General features: G+C 67.5%; 20 protein-coding genes and 2 riboswitches. Of the genes, 11 read left to right on the top strand and 9 right to left on the bottom strand.

Features of this window, described 5'->3' with window-relative positions; genetic code table 11:
- Positions 1–112: 112 nt before the first annotated feature.
- Positions 113–316, bottom strand: a riboswitch (cobalamin riboswitch).
- 86 nt (positions 317–402) lie between these two features.
- Positions 403–1,539, bottom strand: a complete 1,137-nt coding sequence (gene tcuB, locus DWA33_RS11280; protein WP_114358192.1) for a tricarballylate utilization 4Fe-4S protein TcuB — start codon at positions 1,537–1,539, stop codon at positions 403–405.
- Positions 1,526–2,953 (bottom strand): FAD-dependent tricarballylate dehydrogenase TcuA, encoded by a 1,428-nt coding sequence (gene tcuA, locus DWA33_RS11275; RefSeq protein WP_114358287.1) that lies wholly within the window; start codon positions 2,951–2,953, stop codon positions 1,526–1,528. Before tcuA ends, tcuB begins: the two co-directional genes overlap by 14 nt.
- 24 nt (positions 2,954–2,977) lie before the next feature.
- A riboswitch (cobalamin riboswitch) is annotated at positions 2,978–3,188 on the top strand.
- Positions 3,189–3,388: 200 nt separating this feature from the next.
- Here tcuA and cobT point away from each other — a divergent pair.
- The 4 genes from cobT to cobF all read left to right on the top strand — a co-directional run bounded on the left by cobT (position 3,389) and on the right by cobF (position 7,678).
- A complete protein-coding gene (gene cobT / locus DWA33_RS11270) occupies positions 3,389–4,453 on the top strand; it encodes a nicotinate-nucleotide--dimethylbenzimidazole phosphoribosyltransferase (protein WP_114358191.1) in 1,065 nt (354 codons plus the stop codon).
- The gene (locus tag DWA33_RS11265; protein ID WP_114358190.1) at positions 4,450–5,220 is read left to right on the top strand and encodes an adenosylcobinamide-GDP ribazoletransferase; all 771 of its coding nucleotides are present in this window, start codon (positions 4,450–4,452) and stop codon (positions 5,218–5,220) included. The genes cobT and DWA33_RS11265 overlap by 4 nt, the downstream gene beginning before the upstream one ends.
- Positions 5,221–5,306: 86 nt before the next feature.
- Positions 5,307–6,881, top strand: coding sequence for a cobyric acid synthase (locus DWA33_RS11260; RefSeq protein ID WP_114358189.1), 1,575 nt, complete (start codon positions 5,307–5,309; stop codon positions 6,879–6,881).
- A gap of 29 nt (positions 6,882–6,910) precedes the next feature.
- Complete coding sequence (cobF, locus tag DWA33_RS11255) at positions 6,911–7,678, top strand: precorrin-6A synthase (deacetylating) (protein ID WP_114358188.1); 768 nt, start codon at positions 6,911–6,913, stop codon at positions 7,676–7,678.
- Between the two features lie 39 nt (positions 7,679–7,717).
- Here the strand turns inward: cobF and DWA33_RS11250 are convergent, their stop codons facing one another.
- A complete protein-coding gene (locus tag DWA33_RS11250) occupies positions 7,718–9,643 on the bottom strand; it encodes a sigma 54-interacting transcriptional regulator (protein ID WP_114358187.1) in 1,926 nt (641 codons plus the stop codon).
- Positions 9,644–9,804: 161 nt separating this feature from the next.
- Here DWA33_RS11250 and DWA33_RS11245 point away from each other — a divergent pair, with 161 nt between their 5' ends.
- The 4 genes from DWA33_RS11245 (at position 9,805) to cynS (ending at position 13,575) form a co-directional block, all read left to right on the top strand.
- A complete protein-coding gene (locus DWA33_RS11245) occupies positions 9,805–11,190 on the top strand; it encodes a CmpA/NrtA family ABC transporter substrate-binding protein (RefSeq protein WP_114358186.1) in 1,386 nt (461 codons plus the stop codon).
- Between the two features lie 121 nt (positions 11,191–11,311).
- The gene (gene ntrB, locus DWA33_RS11240; protein WP_114358185.1) at positions 11,312–12,151 is read left to right on the top strand and encodes a nitrate ABC transporter permease; all 840 of its coding nucleotides are present in this window, start codon (positions 11,312–11,314) and stop codon (positions 12,149–12,151) included.
- A gap of 5 nt (positions 12,152–12,156) precedes the next feature.
- Positions 12,157–13,044, top strand: a complete 888-nt coding sequence (locus tag DWA33_RS11235) for an ABC transporter ATP-binding protein (protein ID WP_114358184.1) — start codon at positions 12,157–12,159, stop codon at positions 13,042–13,044.
- Positions 13,045–13,086: 42 nt separating this feature from the next.
- Positions 13,087–13,575, top strand: coding sequence for a cyanase (cynS, locus tag DWA33_RS11230; RefSeq protein WP_114358183.1), 489 nt, complete (start codon positions 13,087–13,089; stop codon positions 13,573–13,575).
- Between the two features lie 244 nt (positions 13,576–13,819).
- Here cynS and DWA33_RS11225 read toward each other — a convergent pair whose 3' ends face one another.
- The 6 genes from DWA33_RS11225 to DWA33_RS11200 all read right to left on the bottom strand — a co-directional run bounded on the left by DWA33_RS11225 (position 13,820) and on the right by DWA33_RS11200 (position 17,959).
- The gene (locus DWA33_RS11225) at positions 13,820–14,236 is read right to left on the bottom strand and encodes a DUF2023 family protein (RefSeq protein WP_114358182.1); all 417 of its coding nucleotides are present in this window, start codon (positions 14,234–14,236) and stop codon (positions 13,820–13,822) included.
- Positions 14,215–14,697, bottom strand: a complete 483-nt coding sequence (gene fldA / locus DWA33_RS11220) for a flavodoxin FldA (protein WP_114358181.1) — start codon at positions 14,695–14,697, stop codon at positions 14,215–14,217. Before fldA ends, DWA33_RS11225 begins: the two co-directional genes overlap by 22 nt.
- 202 nt (positions 14,698–14,899) lie before the next feature.
- Complete coding sequence (locus tag DWA33_RS11215; protein WP_114358180.1) at positions 14,900–15,712, bottom strand: heme ABC transporter ATP-binding protein; 813 nt, start codon at positions 15,710–15,712, stop codon at positions 14,900–14,902.
- The gene (locus DWA33_RS11210) at positions 15,709–16,788 is read right to left on the bottom strand and encodes a FecCD family ABC transporter permease (RefSeq protein WP_114358179.1); all 1,080 of its coding nucleotides are present in this window, start codon (positions 16,786–16,788) and stop codon (positions 15,709–15,711) included. The genes DWA33_RS11215 and DWA33_RS11210 overlap by 4 nt, the downstream gene beginning before the upstream one ends.
- Positions 16,785–17,762 (bottom strand): heme/hemin ABC transporter substrate-binding protein, encoded by a 978-nt coding sequence (locus tag DWA33_RS11205; protein ID WP_114358178.1) that lies wholly within the window; start codon positions 17,760–17,762, stop codon positions 16,785–16,787. The genes DWA33_RS11210 and DWA33_RS11205 overlap by 4 nt, the downstream gene beginning before the upstream one ends.
- Positions 17,759–17,959: a hemin uptake protein HemP gene (locus DWA33_RS11200; protein WP_114358177.1), complete on the bottom strand. Its 201-nt coding sequence runs from the start codon at positions 17,957–17,959 to the stop codon at positions 17,759–17,761. Before DWA33_RS11200 ends, DWA33_RS11205 begins: the two co-directional genes overlap by 4 nt.
- A gap of 335 nt (positions 17,960–18,294) precedes the next feature.
- Here DWA33_RS11200 and hutW point away from each other — a divergent pair, with 335 nt between their 5' ends.
- The 3 genes from hutW (at position 18,295) to DWA33_RS11185 (ending at position 22,967) form a co-directional block, all read left to right on the top strand.
- On the top strand, positions 18,295–19,752 hold the full coding sequence (gene hutW, locus DWA33_RS11195; RefSeq protein ID WP_114358176.1) for a heme anaerobic degradation radical SAM methyltransferase ChuW/HutW: 1,458 nt from the start codon (positions 18,295–18,297) through the stop codon (positions 19,750–19,752).
- Complete coding sequence (locus DWA33_RS11190; protein ID WP_114358175.1) at positions 19,740–20,411, top strand: SDR family oxidoreductase; 672 nt, start codon at positions 19,740–19,742, stop codon at positions 20,409–20,411. The genes hutW and DWA33_RS11190 overlap by 13 nt, the downstream gene beginning before the upstream one ends.
- A 216-nt stretch (positions 20,412–20,627) precedes the next feature.
- Positions 20,628–22,967 (top strand): TonB-dependent hemoglobin/transferrin/lactoferrin family receptor, encoded by a 2,340-nt coding sequence (locus DWA33_RS11185; RefSeq protein WP_114358174.1) that lies wholly within the window; start codon positions 20,628–20,630, stop codon positions 22,965–22,967.
- Positions 22,968–22,996 lie beyond the last annotated feature (29 nt).

Genomic DNA, 22,996 nt, shown 5'->3' with positions numbered 1-22,996 from the left:
ATCGCGCCTGATCTCGTCGGTTGACCATCGCGAGCGATGGCTCAAAACCGGCGAACGGACCTGCACTCCGGGCCGCCGAAAGACATCCCGGGGCACCCCGCCCGAAACGACGTCAACATAGCAGGCGACGGCAGGTCTCCTGGCTCACGGGTCGTCGCCGGCGCGGCCTTCCCGGAAGTGATCCAGTGGCGTGTCGCGTCGGCTCGCCGTTTACAGTTGCGGGGGCAGCTTCGGCTCGATCGCTGCAGGCAGCGACCTTCCGATATTCCCTCTTCGTCCTGTCCGAGGACAGGACACCGTCGGCGCGCGATGTTTGGGACGGAAATGACGAACTGTCAATCGACCCCGACAACGTCAATTCGCTCGCCAATGGTGATCAAATTCGCGCAAGCTTGATCCTGATCAACGCGCGTCGCCGGCCGCGTCCGGTTTCCGCGCAGACGCGCGGCGGTCGCCGTCGATCGCAGCGCGCAGCAGCGCCGCGGCGCGGAACGGCGCGTGCAGCGCCTTGCTGAACGGCAGCGCGGCGAACAGGCCGAACACCAGTCCGAGATGGGTGGTGAGCAGCAGCCCCATCGCGGGCGTGCTGCGGAAGCCGAGCACCGCGAGCCCGCTGGCGCCGACCAGGGCCAGCAATATGAGAAACGCGACGTTCAGTCGGGTCTCGCCGCGATCGCTCGGCTCGCGATCGGCGCGCGCTTCCAGTCCGAGCAGCCCGACCGCGCCCACAGTCATCGTCGCGCCGCCGACGAGCCCAAGCATCACCGGCAGGCTGCCAACCGGGTAGGGCGCCGCCACGCCGAGCAGATGGTGATAGGCCGCGGCGACCATTGTGGAGAGGCCGCTGAGCACGAAGCCGCCGGCGGTGAGATGGTGCATGATCCTGCGCCGGTGCGACGGGCGTTCGCTGTCGTCATGGCAGCCGGGGCCGCCGCCGCCGAGATGGCGCAGCGTGACGATGTCGGAGAGTGCAACCGGCAGCGCGCGCAGGATCTCGCTGATCGTCACCCCCGGCGCAACCGTGCGCCAATATCGCAGGGTCGCCAGCGTGATCGCGATCACGGCCCAGCCGAACGTCGCGCCGGCGAGGCCAGCCATCGCCGGCCACGGCAGCACGCGATAGAACGCGCCTTCGCGCGCATCCGCCGCAAACAGCATCGCCGTCGAACCGGTACTCAGCACCAGCGCGAACGTGATCAGCAGTGCGAGCGCGACAGTGGCGGGCACCGCAAGCGACGATGCACGAAAGGCGCGCCCGAGCACCGGCGGCCACAGATGGTCGGCGTAGGAGCGCTGCCGCAGACCGGCGAGCGTCGCCGGCAGGTTGACGGCGAACGGATGCGGCGGCGCGTACTGGCAATCGTGCCAGCAGCCCTGGCAGTTGTGGCACAGGTTGGACAGATAGCTGACGTCGCTCAGGCTGAAGCCGTGCTTGCCGTCGATCGCCGGAAACACCGGGCAGAGCCCGTCGCAATACATGCAGGCGCTGCAGATCCGCAGCACGCGTTCGGCCTCCGACATCGGATCAGCCGCGGACATGACGCGCCGCCTCCTCGCCGGCGATCTGGCCGAACACCGCCGACAGGGTGATGCCGAGCCCGGCGAGATAGCCGCGGCGCAGCACGTTCGCCGCCATGATCATGCCGGCCGCGAACAGATCATCGTGACGGCTTCCATCTGCACGGACGACCCGCATCGTGGCATCGACCTTGATGCCGAAATGCACGAACGTCAGACCCGGCCGCATCGGATAGGCGGCGAATGGCGGCACCGCGATGGCGTGCGCGGCGTTGGCCGGCGCGGCATTGAAGTGGTCGATGCTTGCTTGGAGTGCGGCCGGATCGAGCTGGAGCGCGACCGCCAGTTCGCTGATTGTCGGCGCGGTGATCGGTGCCAGCGCCGACGGCGCGGCGCGCGCCAGACTTCGGGCGTCGAGCACCAGATAAGCGATCTGGCCGGGGCAGGCGGCGATCCTCGGTCCCCATTTAGCGTAGTGCGTCGGCAGCACTCCGGCGCCTGCGACGTCGATGCGCGCTCCGCATCGGTCGACCACGAGGCCGAGCGGAATCGATGTGATCCGGGTGACGATGCCGCCGTCGAACTGCGGGCCGCGCGCATCGACCGGAACGGCATGACAGGTGGCTGCATCGCCGATCGGACAGCCGCCGGCCGCGATCAGCAGATCGAGCAGGCGGCCGTCGGCATAAGGCGTGCCGCGAACCATCCAGCCCTCGGCGGCGCTGCCGAAGTTTTCGCGCAACCAGGCGGGGTCGGCCCCGGCGCCACCGGCGCAGACCACGACGCTACGCGTGCGGATCTGGTCGTCGGCGCCGGCGCTACGTACGCTGACCGTCCAGCCGCCGCCTTCGCTGCGCAGCAACGATCGTGCCTCGCTGTCGTAGCTGATCGCGATGCCGAGCCGGTCGGCGGTCGCGTACAGCGCGTTGATCATCGCCTTGCCGCCGCCGAGCGGAAATGCGGTGCGGCGGGAATACGGCATCACCCCGGTGCCGGGCAGCTGCAGATGCACGCCGTGCGCGACCAGCCAACCGGTGATGCTGTGCGCGCGTTCGATCAGCAGTTCCGTCAGTGCCCGGTCGGTGTCGTCGCCGGTCACGCTACGCAGCTCGGCGCGCAGCTCATCCGCCGTGTAGCGATCCGGCACGTAGTCGAGCGGCGTCTCGTGCGTCAGCCGAAAATTGCGACCGTGGCGCGCATTGCCGCCGCGCAGCGCTCGCGGTGCCGCTTCGAGCAAGCGGACCGCAGCGCCGCCGCGGCGCGCGGCGATCGCCGCGCAAAGACCGGCGATGCCGCCGCCTATCACCGTCACATCCCACAGCAAGATGCGGTCAATCCGGTCGAGATGATGCGCCTGCGCCACTTTGCAGCGGCTGAACTGAAGCGCGGCGTGGTGGACCTTCGTCTTAGAGGGCGGCTCCGGGGCGTTGTCAATCTTGCGCCGGCGGCATCGGCGTGCTGTGGTACTGCCTGCTTCGGTGCCCTTCGTTCGAAGGGTGAAACGGGAATGCGGTGCGGCGAGCAATCGCCAAATCCGCGGCTGCCCCCGCAACTGTAAGCGGATCGTCTCCGGTCACACCGCCACTGAGAACGGCATCCTAGAGCCGCTCGGGAAGGCGACCGGGGCAATGTCCGCGAGCCAGGAGACCGGCCGAAGTCCGCAACACTGCCATTCGACGGTGGGTCGAAGAAGGACACGGACATGCTGCACCGACTGCCGACCTGACGCGTGCCTCCGCTGCTGCGGAGAACCCCTGTCGTCGCCCGAACGAGCCCGCGCGACTTCGCTGTCGCCGCGATGTGTGTCGTTCGTCCGCCTCATCACTGCCCCGCAGCCGCGGCGGCAGCGCATCCCGTTCCCGAGCTTCCGATGCACGCGCCCTTGCTCGATCCACGTATCATTGCCGTCCCCGCGGTCGATCACAGCCATGAGCCTGAGCTGCGGGCCCGGCTCGACGGCAAGGCCAAGCCGCCGGGCTCGCTCGGCCGGCTCGAAGATCTCGCCGTGCAGCTCGGGCTGATCTGGCATCCGGCGCCGCCGCGCGCCGAGCGTGCGGCGGTGTTCATCTTCGCCGGCGATCACGGCTTCGCGGCCGATCGGGTGTCGCCCTATCCGGCGAGCGTGACGCGGGCGATGGTGGAAGCCTATCTGGCCGACTGTGCGGGCGTGAACGTTCTGGCCAAGGCGGCGGCGACCGAGGTGCGTATCGTCGACGGCGGCATCGATGCCGAGATGCCGCCGCACCCCAGGCTGATCGATCGCAAGATCCGGCGCGGCACCCGTAACGCCCGCCACGAGCCGGCGATGACTCACCAGGAGGCGGCGCAGGCGATCACCGCGGCGGCCGAGCTGGTGCGCGAGGATATCGCCGGCGGGCTCGACATCGTCGCGATCGGGGAGATGGGCATCGGCAATACGACCTCGGCGGCGCTGATCACCCATGCGCTGACATCGTCGCCGATCGTCGATTGCGTCGGTCGCGGCGCCGGAATGGACGACGCCGGCGTGGCGCACAAGCGCGCCATCGTCGAGCAGGCCGCGGCGCGGGCACAGCCGACGGCGCCGCTCGACGTGCTTGCCGAATTCGGCGGCTTCGATATTGCGATGATGGCCGGCGCGGTGCTCGGCGCCGCGTCGTCGCGGCGGCCGGTGGTGATCGACGGCTTCATCGCCAGCGCGGCCGCGCTGCTGGCGGTGCGGCTGCAGCCCGCCGCGCGCGACTACTGCGTGTTCTCGCATCGCTCGGCCGAGCGCGGCCACCGGGTGCTGCTCGACGCGATGCAGGCGTCGCCGTATCTCGACCTCGGCCTGCGGCTCGGCGAGGGCACCGGCGCGCTGATGACAGTCCCGCTGCTGCGTGCCGCCGCCGGCATTCTCAACGATCTCGCCGCACTCTCGGACGTGCTGGCGGGCCGGATCGGACCCTACGCGTGAGCCGGCAGTTCCAATCCCTTCTCAACGCCGTGCAGTTCATGACGTTGGTGCCGACGCCGCGCACCGCGCAATTCGACGACGACTGGCTGCTGAGCGCATCGAAGTACTTTCCGTTGGTCGGCGCAGCGATCGGCTTGGTCTGCGGCGGTGTGCTGCTCGCCGGCTCGCTGATCTGGTCGGGCGTGGTGCCGGCGATGATGGCCGTCGCTGCGGGGACGGCACTCACCGGCGCGCTACACGAAGACGGCATCGCCGATACCGCGGACGGCCTGTTCGGCGGCCGCACCCGCGAGCAGCGGCTGGCGCTGATCAAGGACAGCCGCCTCGGCCTTTACGGCGCGGTGGCGCTGGTGCTCAGTTTTGCGATCCGGGTTGCGGCGCTGGCGAGCCTGCCGCCGTGGCTCGCCGTGGCCACTTTGGTCGCCGGCTATAGTCTGGGGCGGACCGGCATCGTCGCGGCGATGTCGGCGCTGCCTTATGCCGGCGACGCCGCCACCGGCAAGCTCAGCTATCCGACGCGTACGATCAGCACCGCGGGCTGGTTTGGGCTCGCGGCTTTCAGCGTGCTGGGCGCGCTGTGGCTGGTCACGCTCGATCCACCGGCGGCGATCGTCGGGCTGCTGGTCGCGGGCGTGTTCGGTCTGGCGGCGCCGTGGATCGCGCTGCGGCTGATCGGCGGCTATCGCGGCGACGTGCTCGGCGCCACCGAACAGATGATCCAGATCGGCCTGTTGCTCGGCGTCGTCGCGATGGCCGGCCATGGCTGAATGATGCCGCAGCAGCCGATCAGTTCCGACCGTAGGCGCGGATGCCTGCGCTGCTTCCCTCCAACTCCATGCCATCGAGTGGTTTCATGACCGACGCCCATGTCGAGGAGCTCATCTCCCGGATCCAGTTCACCCCGCGTACCGCCTCCGGTCCGCGGCGCGCCCGTTCGCTGATGATTCAGGGCACCAGTTCGGATGTCGGCAAGAGCATGGTGGTCGCCGGGCTGTGCCGTGCCTTCACCCGGCGCGGGCTGGTGGTGCGTCCATTCAAGGCGCAGAACATGAGCAACAACGCCGCGGTCGCCTCCGACTCCGATCTGCCGGCCGGTGCCGACGGCGAACTAATCCGCGGCGAGATCGGCCGCGCCCAGGCGCTGCAGGCGCGCGCCTGCCGCGTGGCGCCGTCGATCCACATGAACCCGGTGCTGCTGAAGCCGCAGTCGGAGATCGGCGCCCAGGTGGTGCTGCGCGGCCGCGTGCTCGGCAACTGCCCGGCACGGATCTATCACCACATGCGGCAACGGCTGATCCCGGCGGTGGTCGACAGCTTCGAGCGGCTCACCGCCGAAGCCGATCTGGTGCTGGTCGAAGGCGCCGGCAGCGGCGCCGAGGTGTACTTGCGCGCCTCCGACATCACCAATATGCGGTTCGCCGAGGCGGCCGACCTGCCGGTCGTGTTCCTGTCGGACATCGACCGCGGTGGCACGATGGCGGCGCTGGTCGGCAGCTATGTGCTGCTCAACGAGGGCGATCGTGCCCGCGTCGTCGGCTATCTGATCAACAAATTCCGCGGCGACTTCTCGCTGTTCGAGCCGGGCTGCCGCACCATCACCGAGCAGACCGGCTGGCCGTTCCTCGGCGTGCTGCGCTGGTTTCCCGGCGCCGACCGGCTGCCGGCGGAAGACTCGCTGGCGCTGGAGCGCGCCGCGGCGGCGAGCCGCGGTCGGCTGAAGATCGCGGTGCCGCGGCTGCAGCGCGTCGCCAATTTCGACGACCTCGATCCTCTGGTGGCTGAGCCCGACATCGACCTGCAGTGGATCCAGCCGGGCTCGCCGATTCCGGCGGATGTCGATGTCGTGGTGCTGCCGGGCTCGAAAGCGACCCGCACCGAACTCGACCTGATCCGGCGCGAGGGCTGGGACATCGACATCCACGCCCACGTCCGCCGCGGCGGCCGCGTCGTCGGGCTGTGCGCCGGCTTCCAGATGCTCGGCAAGGTGGTGCGCGATCCCCAAGGCATCGAAGGGCCTGCCGGCGAAACCGCCGGGCTCGGGCTGCTCGACATCGAAACCGAAATCTCCGGCGACAAGCGCCTGATCGAGATCGATGCGGTCGACCGGATCAGCGGATGCCGCGTCGTCGGTTACGAGATGCATATGGGCCGCACCACCGGCGCAGGATTGGCGCGGCCGTGGCTGAGGCTCGAGGAAGGCGGTGCCGAGCGGGCCGAAGGCGCGATCTCGGCGGACGGCCGCGTCAGCGGCGGCTATCTGCACGGCATCTTCGGCGGCGACGCGTTCCGCTCCACGTGGCTCGGGCAGATCGGCGCCGCGTCCTCCGGCCTCGATTTCGAGCGCCGGGTCGAGGAGACGCTGGACGCGCTGGCCGATCATTGCGAAAGCAATCTCGATCTCGATGCCTTGCTGGCGCTGGCGCGGTGAGGCGGCGATAGCGCCGGAACAGGACGACGATGCGGAAGATTTTGTTGATCGGGATCGGGCCGGGAGGTCCGAACTACCTGACCCTTCAGGCCGTCGAGGCGCTGAACCGCGCCACGGTGTTCTTCATTCCCGACAAGGGCGACGAAAAGGCCGAACTGCGCCTGGCGCGCGAGCAGATCTGCGAGCGCTTCATCACGGCGCCGGGCTATCGCTTCGTCACCATCGACATTCCCAAACGCGAGGCGCAGCCGCAGGATTATCGCGCCACGGTGGACGACTGGCACGCCCAGATCGCCGACCGGTTTCAGCAGGCGATGATCGACCAACTGCCGGACGGCGGCTGCGGCGCGTTTCTAGTGTGGGGCGATCCGTCGCTGTACGACAGCACGATCCGCATTCTCGACCGGCTGCGTGCGCGCGGCATCGCGATCGACTACGAGATCGTTCCCGGCATCACGGCGGTGCAGGCGCTGACGGCGCGTCACGGTATCGCGCTCAACGGCATCGGGGAGCCCGTCACCGTCACCACCGGACGCAAGCTCGCCGCCGCCGGGCGTTGGTTCGGCGAGACTACGGTTGTGATGCTCGACGGCGAGGAGACCTTCGCCAGGATCGACGCCGCTGGCGCCGAGATCTTCTGGGCCGCCAATCTCGGCATGGACGACGAAGTGCTGATCGCGGGCAGGCTCCCGGAGGTCGCGCCCGAAATCCAGCGTGTCCGCCGGCAGGTGCGCGCCGCCAAGGGCTGGGTGATGGACATCTATCTGCTGCGCAAGGCGGACGGCGACGAGTCGTAAGACCGGCGCTCCTGCGCGCCTCTGGTCAGCACTGGCCGCTCACCCCTGGCTGCGCGGCGAGCTAATGCCCAGCGCCTTGATCCGCGACGCCAGCGTGGTCGGCTTCATGTCGAGCATCGCCGCCGCGCCATCGTCGCCGAACACCTTGCCTTTGCAGGCGCGCAGCGCAGCAACGATGTTGGCGCGTTCGAGGCTGCGCAAGTCCGATGCGGTCATCACCGCAGGCTGAGCGTCCGGTTTTTGACGGCCGGTGCTCGCCGCAGCGTGTCCGCTTACTGATTCCGGCAGGTCGAAGCGGAGCCGGCCGTTCTGCGCCAGGATGGTGGCGCGTTCGATCACGTTCTGCAGCTCGCGGACGTTGCCCGGCCAATCGTAGCGCATCAGCCGGCGGACGTCGCCATGCGACAACCTGAGTTCCGTCTTCAGTTCGCGCGCCTCGTTGACGAGGAAATGCTGCGCCAGCAGCGGAATGTCCTCGCGGCGATCGCGCAGCGGCACCGACTCGATCGGAAACACGCTGAGCCGGAAGTACAAATCTTCGCGGAAGCGGCCGCGCTGCACCTCGCGCTTCAGGTCGCGATTGGTCGCCGCGATCAGGCGGACGTCGACCTTGCGGGTGCGCTCTTCGCCGACGCGTTCGAAATTGCCTTCCTGCAGCACGCGCAGCAGTTTGCTCTGCAGCTCCAGCGGGATTTCGCCGACCTCGTCGAGGAACAGCGTGCCGCCGTCGGCGAGCTCGAACCGGCCGATGCGGTCGCGGACCGCGCCGGTGAAGGCGCCGCGGGCGTGGCCGAAGAACTCGCTCTCGAACAACTCGCGCGGGATCGCGGCGCAGTTGACCCGGATCAGCGGCCGGTCGCGCCGGGTGCTGGCCTCGTGGATCGCGCGCGCAATCAGTTCCTTGCCGGTGCCGGATTCGCCGGTGATCAGCACGGTCGCGGCGGTCGGCGCCACCAGCTTGACCTGGCGCAGCGTGGTCTGGATCGCTTCGCTCTGGCCGATGATGCCGCGCGGATTGGTCTCGGTTCGGATTTCCTCCTGCAGGTAATCGTTTTCGAGCTGCAGCCGTTCGCGCAGACGGTCGACTTCGGCGAGCGCGGCGTGCAGCTTCTCGTCCGCTTCGTGCCGCTGGCTGACGTCGCGGAACACCACCACCGCGCCGACCACCACGCCGCTGCGGTCGTGGATCGGCGTCGAGGTGTATTCGACCCAGACCGGCTTGCCGTCCTTGCGCCAGAACACCTCGCCGTCGACGGTGTGCACCGCGCCGTCGCGGAATGCGGCGTAGATCGGGCACGCCTGGCCAGGATAGTGCCGGCCGTCATGGTGGCTGTGATGCACCATCGCGTGCATCTCCGTGCCGACCAATTCATCAGCCGTCCAGCCGAGAATGAGTTCTGCGGCCGGATTGACGAAGGTGGTCTTGCCCTCGGCATTGACCCCGTAGATGCCTTCGCCGGCGGCACGCAGGATGAGCTGGTTCTCGCGTTCGATGTCCTGAAACACCCGTTCGATCCGCTGCCACGCCGGCAGCCCGTCGCGCATGTAGTCGTCGGCGACGGCGTCGACGTAGCGCCGCCGGCGCTGCTCGAGATCGCTCATCGTCAGCAGCAGCAGCGACCGGCCATGATGGGACAGGCGCTTGCCGGCATATTCGAGCCGAAGCTGCGTGCCCCCGGCGTGGATCGGAGTGAGGGCATGGCTCCAGTAGGTCCCCTTGGCGAATACCGCCTGGTTGAACACCACCAGCGCCGGCAGTTGCGAGCCGTGCAGCGCGCTGAACTTGATCTGCAGCAGGGAGTCGTAGCCGTGGCCGAGCAGGTCGCAGGCCGCGTGATTGGCATCGACGATCTGGTCCAGTGTCGGGTCGACCAGCAGCACGGCCTCGATCGCGCCGTCGAACACCGCCGCGCGAAGCGACGAGTCGACCGTGGCGAGCGCCTGGGTCGGCAGTGAGAGGTCCATCCGCGCTCCGAGATCTCGTAACTCGACTACGAAAAACCGTATATTACGAAATCTCGTGTCCAACAATCGGCGCGAACTGTCGATGACGTCGCATCCCCGGCGACTCGGACAGACTGGCACGGTCCTTGCGAGCATGACCTCGAGTCACCGCAGGAGGTCCCATGTCAACGTTCGACAATCCGTTCGATCCTAATCGCCGGCTGCATACCACGGGTTGTAGTTGTGGCCGTCATGCTACCGAAGCCGAGCATGCCGCCGAGCAGGCGTCGCTGCAGCTCGCAGTGACGCAGGGTGAAGACAAGCGGTTTGAAGGCGTCGTCGCCTCGGCGGTGATGCGGGCGATGTTTCCGCAGGATGCGTCGCGGCGCTCCTTTCTGAAGTCGGTGGGGGCGGCCACTGCGCTCGCCGCGATCTCGCAGTTTTTCCCGCTGCAGACCGCCACCGAAGTGTTCGCGTCGGGCGGCCCGCTGGAGAAGACCGACCTCAAGGTCGGCTTCATTCCGATCACCTGCGCCACGCCGATCATCATGGCGCATCCGATGGGCTTTTACGCCAAGTATGGTCTCAACGTCGAAGTGATCAAGACCGCCGGCTGGGCGGTGATCCGAGACAAGACGCTCAACAAGGAATACGACGCCGCCCACATGCTGTCGCCGATGCCGCTGGCGATCACCATGGGCGTCGGCTCCAATCCGATCCCGTACACCATGCCGGCGGTGGAGAACATCAACGGCCAGGCCATCACCCTGGCGATGAAGCACAAGGATCGCCGCAATCCGAAGGACTGGAAGGGTTTCAAGTTCGCCGTCCCGTTCGACTATTCGATGCACAACTATCTGCTGCGCTACTATCTGGCCGAGCACGGCATCGATCCCGACGTCGACGTCCAGATCCGCGCCGTGCCGCCGCCGGAGATGGTCGCCAATCTACGCGCGGACAACATCGACGGCTATCTCGCGCCCGACCCAATGAACCAGCGCGCGGTGTATGACGGCGTCGGCTTCATTCACATCCTGACCAAGGAGATCTGGGAAGGCCATCCGTGCTGCGCGTTCGCGGCGTCGAAGGAATTCGTCACCACGATGCCGAACACCTATGGCGCGCTGCTGAAGTCGATCATCGAGGCGACCGCCTACGCCCACAAGCCGGAGAACCGCAAGGAGATCGCCCAGGCGATCGCGCCCGCCAACTACCTCAACCAGCCGGCGATCGTGCTCGAGCAGATCCTGACCGGCACCTACGCCGACGGCCTCGGCAACGTCGTCAAGCAGCCGAACCGGATCGATTTCGATCCGTTCCCGTGGCAGTCGTTCGCGGTCTGGATCATGACCCAGATGAAGCGCTGGGGCCAGGTCAAGGGCGACATCGACTACAAGACCATCGCCGAGCAGGTCTATCTGGCGACCGACACCGCCAAGCTGATGAAGGAAGCCGGGCTGATCCCGCCGGAGAAGACGACGCGGTCGTTCTCGGTGATGGGCAAGTCGTTCGACGGGTCGAATCCCGAAGAGTATCTCGCCAGCTTCAAGATCAAGAAGGCGTCGTAGTGGAGCCTTCCGGCGTGCTCCGGAGACGCCGGAGCACGCCGCTCGCTTGCGGAGAATTCGGAAGCCGCGGTGCCGGATGCTCGGCACCGCAACTCCGGACCAGAGTGGATCGGTGGACGTCATGACAAAATCCCTTCGCCTCCGTGCTGCGGTGGTATCAATCCTGTTGTTCTGCGGCTTCATCGCCGCATGGCATCTGGCGACGCGCGGCAGCGGCGAGGTCGCCAAGATGAGTCCGGAATACGCGGCGCTGATGGGCGCGACCGCGACCCAGGGCAAATCGGCGATGCCGGGGCCGTTCGACGTCGGCTCCAAGCTGTGGGAGCACATCAAGCACCCGTTCTACGACAACGGCCCCAACGACAAGGGCCTCGGCATCCAGCTCGGTTACTCGATCGCGCGGGTGATGATCGGCTATCTGCTGGCGGTGGCGGTCGCGATCCCGCTCGGATTCCTGATCGGGATGTCGCCGCTGATGAACAAGGCGCTCGACCCCTTCATCCAGGTGCTGAAGCCGATCTCGCCGCTCGCCTGGATGCCGCTGGCGCTCTACACCATCAAGGACTCTAGCCTGTCGGCGGTGTTTGTGATCTTCATCTGCTCGGTGTGGCCGATGCTGCTCAACACCGCGTTCGGCGTCGCCTCGGTGCGCAAGGAGTGGATCAACGTCGCCCGCACGCTGGAAGTCGGCACGGTTCGCCGCGCCTTCACGGTGATCCTGCCCGCCGCTGCGCCGACCATCCTCACCGGCATGCGGATCTCGATCGGCATCGCCTGGCTGGTGATCGTCGCCGCCGAGATGCTGGTCGGCGGCACCGGCATCGGTTACTTCGTCTGGAACGAGTGGAACAACCTGTCGATCGTCAACGTGATCATCGCAATCCTGATGATCGGGCTGGTCGGCATGCTGCTCGATCAGGTGCTGGCGCGGTTCACCCGCATGGTCACGTTTCCGGAGTGAGCGCGATGACGAACGACAAGTTCATTTCGGTCGAAGCGATCGCCAAGCGCTACCCGGCCGCGGGCGGCGGACAGACCACGATCTTCAAGAACCTGTGGCTGTCGTTGCCGCGCGGCGAGTTCGGCTGCGTGATCGGCCACTCAGGCTGCGGCAAGACCACCGTGCTCAACATCCTCGCCGGGCTGGACCAGCCGACCGAAGGCGCGGTGATCGTCGACGGCCAGGCGATCGAAGGCACCAGCCTCGACCGCGCGGTGATCTTCCAGAGCCACGCGCTGCTGCCGTGGCGCACGGTGATGGGCAACGTCGCCTATGCGGTGTCATCGAAATGGCGCGGCTGGGACAAGGCCAAGATCCGCGCCCACGCCCAGCGCTTCATCGACCTGGTCGGGCTCACCGGCTCTGAGCACAAGCGGCCGTCGGAACTGTCCGGCGGCATGAAGCAGCGCGTCGGCATCGCCAGGGCGCTGTCGATCACCCCGAAGATCATGCTGATGGACGAGCCGTTTTCGGCGCTCGACGCGCTGACCCGCGGGTCGCTGCAGGACGAGGTGCGGCGCATCTGCCTGGAGACCGGGCAGACCACCTTCATGATCACCCACGACGTCGACGAGGCGATGTATCTGGCCGACAAGATCTATCTGATGACCAACGGCCCGGGCGCGGTGATCGCCGAGATCGTCGAGAACCCGCTGCCGAAGGATCGCGCTAGAATCGATCTGCACCGGCATCCTTACTACTACGGGCTACGCAATCACATCGTCGACTTCCTGGTGACGCGCAGCAAGACCTTCACCAGCACCAACCCGCATCACGATCCGCTGCAGGTGCCGGTCGTGTGCCCCGGCGTCGCCGACGTAGCCCCGGTGTCGCTGCAGGCCAACGCCCGCTGATCCTTTTCATCCACAATCCCCCACCTCACAAGGAGACCGACCATGAAGCGAGCCGACCTGACCGAGAAGCTTCTCGACATCAAGCGCGAGAAGGGCTGGACCTGGAAGTACATCTGCGAAACCATCGGCGGCCATTCGGAAGTGCTGGTGGTCGGCGCGATCCTCGGCCAGATGAAGCTGACCAAGCCGCAGGCGGCGAAGGCGGCCGAGCTGTTCGGGCTGTCGGCGGCCGAGACCGCGATGCTCAACGAGGTGCCGATGCGCGGCGAGGGGCTCACCATGCCGCCGACCGATCCGCTGATCTATCGGTTCTACGAACTGGTGATGATCAACGGCCCGGCGTGGAAGGCGCTGATCGAAGAGGAATTCGGCGACGGCATCATGTCGGCGATCGACTTCGACATGGTGATGGAACGGCTGCCGAATCCGAAGGGCGATCGCGTCAAGATCTCGATGTCGGGCAAGTTCCTGCCGTACAAATACTACGGCGCCACCGGCAACCACGCCGAATACGGCTTCAAGGAGGAGTGAGGCGCAACCTCACGAATCGCACCTGAAACCAATCTTCGTCGTCCCCCGCGCATGCGGGGGACCCAGTATCGCAGAGAGTTGGTCGTGGGCGCACGACGGATCAACGAAAGCTCTGGGATACTGGGTCGCCCGCATGCGCGGGCGATGACGTGAAGGGGTGAGGCGACGCTGCGCTCCACACGGACAGCACTTGCGACCAAGATCCGTGCAAAAGTGGTCGGCGGCGATCCAGCGCCGCCCGACCTCAGTGAATCAGTACCGGCTCGCTCGGCGCCACCGTGTGAGTCGATTCGGCGACGGCGTCGATCGCGTTGCCGCCGGCGCGGGCGAGGAAGCGGTGGCACTGCATTTCGCGGTCGTAGCCGAGCAGGATACCGAGCATGAAGTCGTGCTCGGCGGTGAGGTTGCACAGCGGCCCGGTCATGAAGCCCTGCACGGTGCGCACCGCGGAGGCGACGCCGAACACCACGTTGATGCGGTGCTGGCAGGCTTCGTGGACGTGGTGGGCGATGCCCGCGGTGCGCAGCCGCGCCACGATCGCCGTCGCGTCGACGGCGGGAAGCGTCATCATCGCGAGCGGGCGCAGCCCCTTCGACAGCTCGTACAGGTGATGCTGGAAGATCTGCAGGGTTGCGGCGCTCATGTGAGACGACTGATCCATTCGGTGATCCTTTTTTCGGTCTTGGATGACTGTCCGTCCTCGTCGAGGGCGAGGCCGACGAAGCGGCCGTCGCGCTCGGCTTTCGACGCCGTGTAGTCGTAGCCGGCGGTGTCGGTGAAGCCGACTACGTCGGCACCGCGGTCGACGACGTGGTCGTAGAGCAGCCCCATCGCGTCGACGAAGCTGTCCGGGTAGTTGGTCTGATCGCCGGTGCCGAACAGCGCCACCTTCTTGCCCGTCAGATTGGCGGAGGTCAGCTTGTCGAGATTGGCTTCCCAATCGGCCTGCAGATCGCCGAAGCCGTAAGTCGGCGCGCCGAGGATCAGCAGGCTGCAGCCTTCGAAGTCGGCGGTGGTGGCGGATTTGATGTCGACGGCGCGGCCCTGCATCCGTTTGGCGATGCGCGAGGCGACCGCGCGGGTCGCGCCGGCATCGGAGCCGAAAATCACATTGACGCTCATGGCCTGTCCGTCTGGTCCTCTTGGTGATGAAATCAATATTGGTGGTGATCGACGTCGCCACGCACCCGCGTCGGCAGCGCCCCGTACAAACTAAGCGCCGCGCGGTGGCCGGACAAATTGAACCGGTCCAAAACCGGCCCGGACGGGCCGGCGGTTAGTTAGAATCACTATGAGGAAGGGCGGGGACCGGTAGCCGGTGGTACTAACCGGTGAGGCGCGCGGCGGTGCGGCGATCGTCCGCCAGCTCCGGCAGCACGAACGGCTGGCCCGCGACGTCGGTATTGACGGTCAGGGCGACGTCGAACACCTCGGCGATCAGTTCGTGCCGCATCACCGCGGCCGGTGTCCCATCGGCGGCGATCCGGCCACCGTGCAGCACGATGACGCGATCGGCGAACCGGGCGGCGAGGTTCAGATCGTGCAGGATGGCGATCACCGTGGTGCCGCGGCGGGCGCAGCGCCGAGCGGTCTCGGCGAGATCGAGCTGGTGACGGATATCGAGGCTGGAGGTCGGCTCGTCGAGCAGCAGCAGGCCGGGGCCGGCGTCGGCTTCGCCGCTCCACAATTGCACCAGGATCCGGGCGAAATGCGCGCGCTGCTGCTCGCCGCCCGACAGCGTGGTGACGTTGCGGTGGCGGAAATGCGCGAGCCCGACGTCGCGCAGCGCGGCGTCGAACAGCGGCGCCGCCTTGCGCGGATCGATGTCGGCGCCCATCGCCACGATCTCCTCGACCGAGAACGGGAACGAGACCGAGGTGTGCTGCGCCAGCATTGCGCGGCGACTGGCTAGTTCGCGCGGACTGTAGGCCCTCAGGTCCCGCCCGCCGAGCGTGATCGTGCCGGAGGTCGGGCGCAGATCGCCGGACAGCATCCGCAGCAGGGTGGATTTGCCGGCGCCGTTGGGGCCGACGATCGCCACCAGCTCGCCCTGCGCGATGCTGAGATCGACGCGGTCGACCAGAACCGCTCCGGGCAGAGCGAACGAAGCGGCTTCGGCCTTCAGCAGGCCGCTCATGGCCCGACCAGCTTGCGCTGCCGCAGCAGGATGGCGAGGAAGAACGGCGCGCCGATCGCTGCGGTGAGAATGCCGATCGGCATTTCGGCTGGCGCCACGATGGTGCGGGCGACGGTGTCGGCGACCACCAGCATCACCGCGCCGAGACAGGCCGAGGCCGGCAGCAGCAGCCGGTGCGACGGCCCGATCACCAGCCGCAGCAGATGCGGCACCACGATACCGACGAAGCCGACCACGCCGGTGACCGCGACCGCGACGCCGGCCATCGCCGAGACCAGGATGATCGAAATCCGCTTCAGCCGCTCGACGTCGACGCCGCTGTGAAACGCCTCGGTCTCGCCGAGTACCAGCAGATCGAGCCGGCCGGCGATCCGCTGCAGCACCAGCAGGGCGATCAGCAGCACCGTTGCGGTGGAGGCGGTCTTGGCCCAGTTGGCGCCGCTGAGCGAGCCGAGCATCCAGAAGGTGATGTCGCGGAGCTGGCGATCGTCGGCGACGAACACCAGGACGCCGAGCCCGGCATTGGCGATCGCCGCGATCGCGAGTCCGGCGAGCAGGAACAGCGCGATCGAGGTGCGCCCCGATCGGCTGGCGATCCGGTACAGCACGATAGTCGTCACCAGCGAGCCGCCGAACGCGGCGAACGCCAGCAGATAGTCCTGCAGGCCGCGCAGGTGCGGGCCTAGCACGTGCTCGAGAAATACGATCGAAGCGGCTGCGCCGAATGCGCCGCCGCTCGCCACCCCGACCAGAGCCGGGTCCGCCAGCGGGTTGCGGAACAGGCCCTGCATCAGCGCGCCGGCCGCGGCGAGCAGGCTGCCGACAATCGCTGCGGTGAGGATGCGCGGCATCCGGATCGACCACAGCACGAGCTGGTCGCGGGTGGTGATGGGATCGGCCGCGGCGCCCGACAGGCCGAGCGCGGCGGGCAGCCGCGACAGCGGGATGCCGGCGGCGCCGACCGTCATCGCCAGCGCCATCGCGGCGATCAGCACGATCCCGAGCACCGCCAGTGTGAGCCCGGCGGGCGGGCGCGGCGCGCCGGCGCGGCTGCGGCGGAGCGTGACCACGCTCATGAGCGGCAATCGACCGTGGTGGCCTTCGGCTTGAATCCGGCGGCCTCGGCGGCGAGCTCGGGATACAGCTTCGAGGCGACCTCGACCGCGGCGGCCGGCGTGCGCGGCCCGAACCCTAGCAGATACAGCCCGTCCATCGCCAGGAAGGCGCGGCGCTGGCCGGCCGGTGTCAGCGCGAACGCCGGATGGGCGTAGAACGCATCGGCCTCGAACGAATCCCGGCTGCGCTTGATGGTCAGCACCACGTCGGGGCGCGCCGCGACGATGGCCTCGTCGTTGATCGCCTTGTAGCCGTCGTAGCCGTCGATCGCGTTGACGCCGCCGGCGAGCGCGATGATCGAATCGGCGGCGGTGTGCCGGCCGGCCGCCATCGCCTGGCCGTTGACCAGCGACATCACGAACATCACCCGCACAGGTTTGGTGACGGCGGCACGCAGCTTGCGCAGCGTGGCGAAATCGTCGCCGACGGCGGCGGTGAGGCACGCCGCGGCATTATCGGCGCCCATCGCGTGGCCGATCAGCGCGATCTTGTCGAGCAGACCCTTTTCGGAATACGCCTCCGGCACCGACACCAGCGGAATCCCGGCAGAATTAATGGCGTCCATCGTCTGCTTCGGCCCTGCGGAATCCATCGCCAGGATCAGCGTCGGATTGAGTCCGATCACGCCTTCGGACGAGAGCTGCCGCAAGTAACCGACATTCGGCTTTCCGGCGACGGCGTCCGGCGGATACACGCTGGTGGAGTCGATCCCGGCGATCCGTTTCGCCAGTCCGAGATCGGCAAGTACTTCGGTGATCGCGCCACCGATCGACAGCGTGCGCGACGAATCGGTCACCACGATTTCACGGCCGCGGGCGTCGGTCACCTTGACCGGCTCGGTGGCCTGCGCCGGCAGCGCGGTTGCGCAGGCCAGCAGCGTCGCGGTGAGCAGGGCGGCGCGACGGCGGCGCGCGAGAGCAGGGAGCGCGATCATTTGGTCAGGATCAGCTTGTTCTGCGAGGTGAGGCGAAGCCGGTACCGGTCGTCGCCGTGGGCGATGACGATCTCCCGATCCAGGGTGAACAGGTCGCGGCTGTCGATCTGATTGCCGACGACGTTGACCGCGCGCGTTTCGGCCGGGCCTGCGATCCGGCCGGGGGCTGCGCCATATCGTTCGGATCCTGTCATCATTCCGTTTCTGTTGTTGTTGCCGACCTCGACGAGAGAGGGTTGTTATAAGCGGTGATCAGAAAATGTGTCTTATAATTACTATAAACGGCGCGATCGGCGCTTGAGGTCGTCACGCATCGCAGCGTAAGTTGAAGCGTACGATGGCCGCATGTCGGTTCTCGTGGTGCCAGCCAGCTCCCTGCGTTTTGCAGCGCCCGCCAGCCTCTCTTGATGAATAACGAGTGTGATCGGATGGTCGGGATGGCCAGCTATTCGCACGCGCATGCGTCGGCTGACCGTGCGTCGCGCACGGCTGGTAGTGCTGCCCGTTTGACGATGGAGCGCGGGCGGTGAGAATGGTCGATCTGAAGCATGGCGACCGGATCGCCTCACCGATGCATGGCGGCCACGGCGGCCATCATGGGCAGGTTGCGGTCGGGCACGGCAGCCGGCATCCGATGGCGGCCGCCAATGCGTCGGTCGAGGATTATCTGGTGCGGGTCGGCTGCGATCCGCTGACGGAAGCTTTCAGTCGGCGGGCGTTCTCGCCGCCGTGGCGCGGCAGCCGGCCGATCGATGCCGACAATGCCGACGCGGTGATCGAGCGGGTATTCGCGACGCCGCGCAGCGAGACGGCGGTTGCTTACTTGCATGTGCCGTATTGCCAGAATCATTGTCTGTTCTGCGGCTTCTTCGAGAACGTCTGGCGGCCCGAAGCCGGCCCCGCCTATGTCGACGACCTGATCGCCGAGCTGGCCGCAAGGGCGCGCACGCCGCTGATCGCGAGCGCGCCGATCGACGCGGTGTATATCGGCGGCGGGACGCCGTCGGCGCTGGACGCGGACGATCTGTCGCGGCTGATCGAGGCACTGCATAGCTATCTGCCGCTCAGCGCCGATTGCGAGATCACGCTGGAGGGGCGCTCCTACGGCTTCGACATCGCCAAGGCGGCGAAGCTCGCCGATGCCGGCGTCAACCGGCTGTCGCTGGGGGTGCAGAGCTTCTCCACCGAAGTGCGGCGACGGCTCGGCCGCAAGCGCAGCGGCGAAGAGGTCGCGACGTTCCTGTCCGAGCTGCTGGCGCTCGGGCGCACCTCCGTCGTCTGCGACCTGATCTATGGACTGCCGGGGCAGAGCGAGGCCGACTGGTGCCGCGACATCGACACCGTGGGCCGCATCGGACTCGACGGCGTGACGCTGTACGCGCTCAATATGTTTCCCGGCGGGCCGATGGCGCGCGCGGTCGAGCACGGCAAGTTGCCGCCGCCGGCGACCCCGGCCGCGCAGGCGCAGCTCTATGCGGAGGGCGTGGCGCGACTCACCGACGGGGGCTGGTTGCAGGTGTCGCAGTCGCATCTGGTCCGCTCGCTGCGCGAGCGCAACCGCTACAACGCGTCGATCAAGCGCGGCGTCGCCTGCCTGCCGTTCGGCGCAGGCGCAGGCGGCCAGGCGCACGGTCATCGCTGGCGCAACGTGATCGACATTGCGCGGCGCCGCGAGATGATCGAGCAGAACAGGGCGCCGATCGAAGGGCTGGCGCTGGTGCCGCCGGATCACGCCGCGCATGCGATGATCGCCGCCGGGCTGGAGACCGGGCGGCTCGATCTCGCCGCGGTCGAAGTGCTGCGGCCGGGATTTCGCGCCGCGGTGACGCCGCTGCTGGCGAACTGGACCGCGGCCGGATTGGGCGAGTTGCGCGGCGACGGATTTTCGCCGAGCCTGGCCGGATCGTTCTGGATCAGCAATCTGACCAGCGGGCTGACGGCGGGCCTATCGGCCGCGACGACGAGGTGTGAGGACGGATGCGGGTTGTGATTTTCGGCGCCACCGGACGCACCGGGCGGCATCTTGTTGCGCAAGCTGCCGCGCGCGGCTGGACGGTGTTCGTCGCGGGACGCGACGAGGCGCGCCTGAACGAACTGCAAGGCATCGCCGGGGTGGCGGTGGCCGACCTGTCGAATGTCGGCAGCGTCGCGAGTGCGGTCAAAGCGCTTGTGCCGGAAGCGATCGTCTCGACGATCGGCGGTGCCGGACCCGATGCCTTGCTGATCGACGAGATCGGCAACAATGCGATCACCGACGCCGCGGTGAGTTGCGGCGTGCCGCGCGTGTTGCAGGTATCGTCGCTCGCTTGCGGCGACAGCCGCGCCTATGCGTCGGAGCGGATCATCGCGGCGATCGGGCCGGTGCTCGACGCCAAGACCCGCGCCGAAGACCATTTGCGGCACAGCGCGCTCGACTGGACCATCGTGCGGCCGGGCGGATTGACCGAGGGCGAGCCGACCGGGCAGGGGGCGCTGTACGACGATCCGCGGGTGCACGGCCGGATCGCGCGGGCCGATCTCGCCACGCTGCTGCTCGATGCGGTGGCGACGCCGGCGACTGTCGGCCGCGTGCTGTCGGCGGTCGATCGGACCACGCTGCCGGCGGAGCCGGCGGACGTCGCCGAATTCGATCTCGCCGCAAGGGCGTGAGGACGCCGCGCGGCGACGCCCCGGTGACGCCTGTGCGATGCGGCGCCCACCGACTGGTTATAATTGCTTTAATCAGAGGCCGACCACGTTGACCGGGAACTGGCGCTCGGTTAGCAAAAATGAAAGCCGTTAGCAGATGCTGCCGACGGCCGATTGCCAGCCAGCCGCCGCGTGCGAGCCCGCCAGCCTTAGTCAATTCAAAACTCTGGGGTTGTCATGGTGGGGCTGAACTCGCGCGCCTGCGCGCTATTGCTATCTGTATCCGTCGTCGCGTTGGCGACTGCACCGGCTGTTGCGCAGACCGCGACCGGACACGCATCGTCGCCATCGCAGACACAGGTGAAGCGCGACCGTGCCGCGCGCGCCGCGCAGCCGGCGGCACCCGCCACCAGCCCGCGCGACGCCTATGCCCAGGCGGCGGGCTCGACGCAGTCGCTCGACGCCATCACGGTGGTGGCGACCAAGAACGAGGAGAAGGCGATCGATGCGCTGGCGCCGGCCAGCGCGATCACGCTGCAGCAGATCCAGCAATTCCCGCCCAACCGGCTGCAGGACGTCTTCGTCGCGACCCCGGGCGTGTCGTTCCAGGATCGCGGCGACGAGCCGTCGACCTCGATCAACATCCGCGGCCTGCAGGACTTCGGCCGCGTCGCCGTGGTGGTCGACGGTGCGCGGCAGAACTATCAGCGCTCCGGCCACGGCGCGCAGGGCTCGTTCTTCCTCGATCCGGAGCTGATCGGCGGCATCGACGTGGTGCGGGGGCCGAGCGCCAACATCTACGGCTCCGGCGCGATCGGCGGCGTGGTGTCGTTCCGCACCAAGGACATCGACGACGTGGTGCGCGCCGGCGAGCGCTGGGGCGTCGACCTCAGCGGCTCCTACGGCAGCAACAATGCGCGCGGACTCGGTTCGGTGTTCGGCGGCGTCCGGGTCGATCCCAGCGTCGACGTGTTCGGCGGCGCGGTGTATCGCACGCAAGGAAACTACAAGGACGGCGCCGGCACCGAAATCGGCAACACAGGCAACGATCTCGCCGCCGGCTTACTGAAATTCACGGTGCGGCCGGCCGACGGCCACGAGGTGAAGATCGGCGGCATCTTCCAGGACTTCAACTACGACGTCGGCCAGTTCAACCGCGGTCCGGTGCTGACCGCGGCGCAGCGTGCGCTGTATCAGGGATCCTCGGTGTACGGCACCAATCTGCGCAACTACACCGGAACCTTGAGCTGGAAATATTCGCAGCCGGACGACACCTGGTTCGACTGGAACGTCAATCTCTACGGCAATCGCACCACCAGCGACCAGACCAAGACCTATCACTATTCGACCAGCGGCACGGCCTATTGCGGCGCCGGCAACTACGGCAACAACATCTCGGGCTGCATCGGCGACCAGCGCGGCTACAATCTCGACACCATCGGGATCGACGCCAACAACACCTCGCGGTTCGAATACGGCAATTGGCGCACCGCGGTGACCTACGGCGTCGACGCCTTCAACGACAAGGTGACGACCTGGGATTCGCGCGGCAATTCCAACATCACCACGCCGGGCGGCGAGCGCACGGTGTCCGGCGGCTTCATCCAGGTGAAGAACAATTATGCGCACTGGCTCGAAGTGATCGGCGCGGCGCGCTACGATCATTACGAGCTGAATTCGCAATCGACCACCGCCAGCGGCAGCCGGCTGTCCCCGAAGGTGACCCTCGGCCTGACGCCGATCGCGGGCTTCACGCCCTACGTCGCCTACGCCGAGGGCTACCGCGCGCCGTCGATCACCGAGACGCTGATTTCCGGCGCCCACGTCACCGGCGGCGGACCGGCACTGTTCACCTGCGGCGACGGCTCCACCGGCCTGTTCTGCCTGATCCCGAACGCCGGGCTGCGGCCCGAAGTCGGCAAGAACAAGGAAGTCGGCATCAACCTGAAATACGACGGCGTGTTCTCGGCGTCCGACAGCTTCCGCGGCAAGATCAACGCGTTCCGCAACGACGTCGACAACTACATCGAGCTGGTCGGCTCGACCCCGCAGGTGTCGCAGCTCGGCCCGGCATTCGGGCTGTACAGCAAGTACTATCAGTACCAGAACATCCCGCGCGCCCGGATCGAGGGCGTCGAGGTGGAGACCAATTACGATGCCGGCATCTGGTTCGTCGGCGTCAACGCCGCTGTGATCCGCGGCACCAATCCGGACACCGGCCTCGGCCTGGCCTCGGTGCCTGCGCGCAAGGTCGTGACCACCGGCGGACTGCGGCTGCTCGACCGGCAGTTGACGATCGCGGCGCAGTGGGCCTCTTATGCGGCCAACACCAATTTGCCGGCCGGCTACCTGCCGGGAACTTCGTACGACCTCGTCAATCTCAACATCGCCTACCGGCCGACACCGGACGTGACGCTGAACTTCTCGATCGATAATCTGCTCAACAACTACTATCGTCCGTATGCGGTCCCCGGATCGTCGACCGACGGCACCTCGCAGAACGACATCCTGTTCAGCAGCCCGGGGCCGGGCGTGGTGTACAAGGGCGGCATCAAGGTTCACTTCGGGGGAGCGTGAACCTCGGGATCAGAAGGGGTCGGAACACC

Origin of the sequence: Rhodopseudomonas pentothenatexigens, assembly GCF_900218015.1 — a bacterium.
Taxonomy (GTDB): domain Bacteria; phylum Pseudomonadota; class Alphaproteobacteria; order Rhizobiales; family Xanthobacteraceae; genus Rhodopseudomonas; species Rhodopseudomonas pentothenatexigens.
The sequence above is the reverse complement of the archived record's forward strand: the minus strand, read 5'-3'. Positions and strand labels throughout refer to the sequence as shown.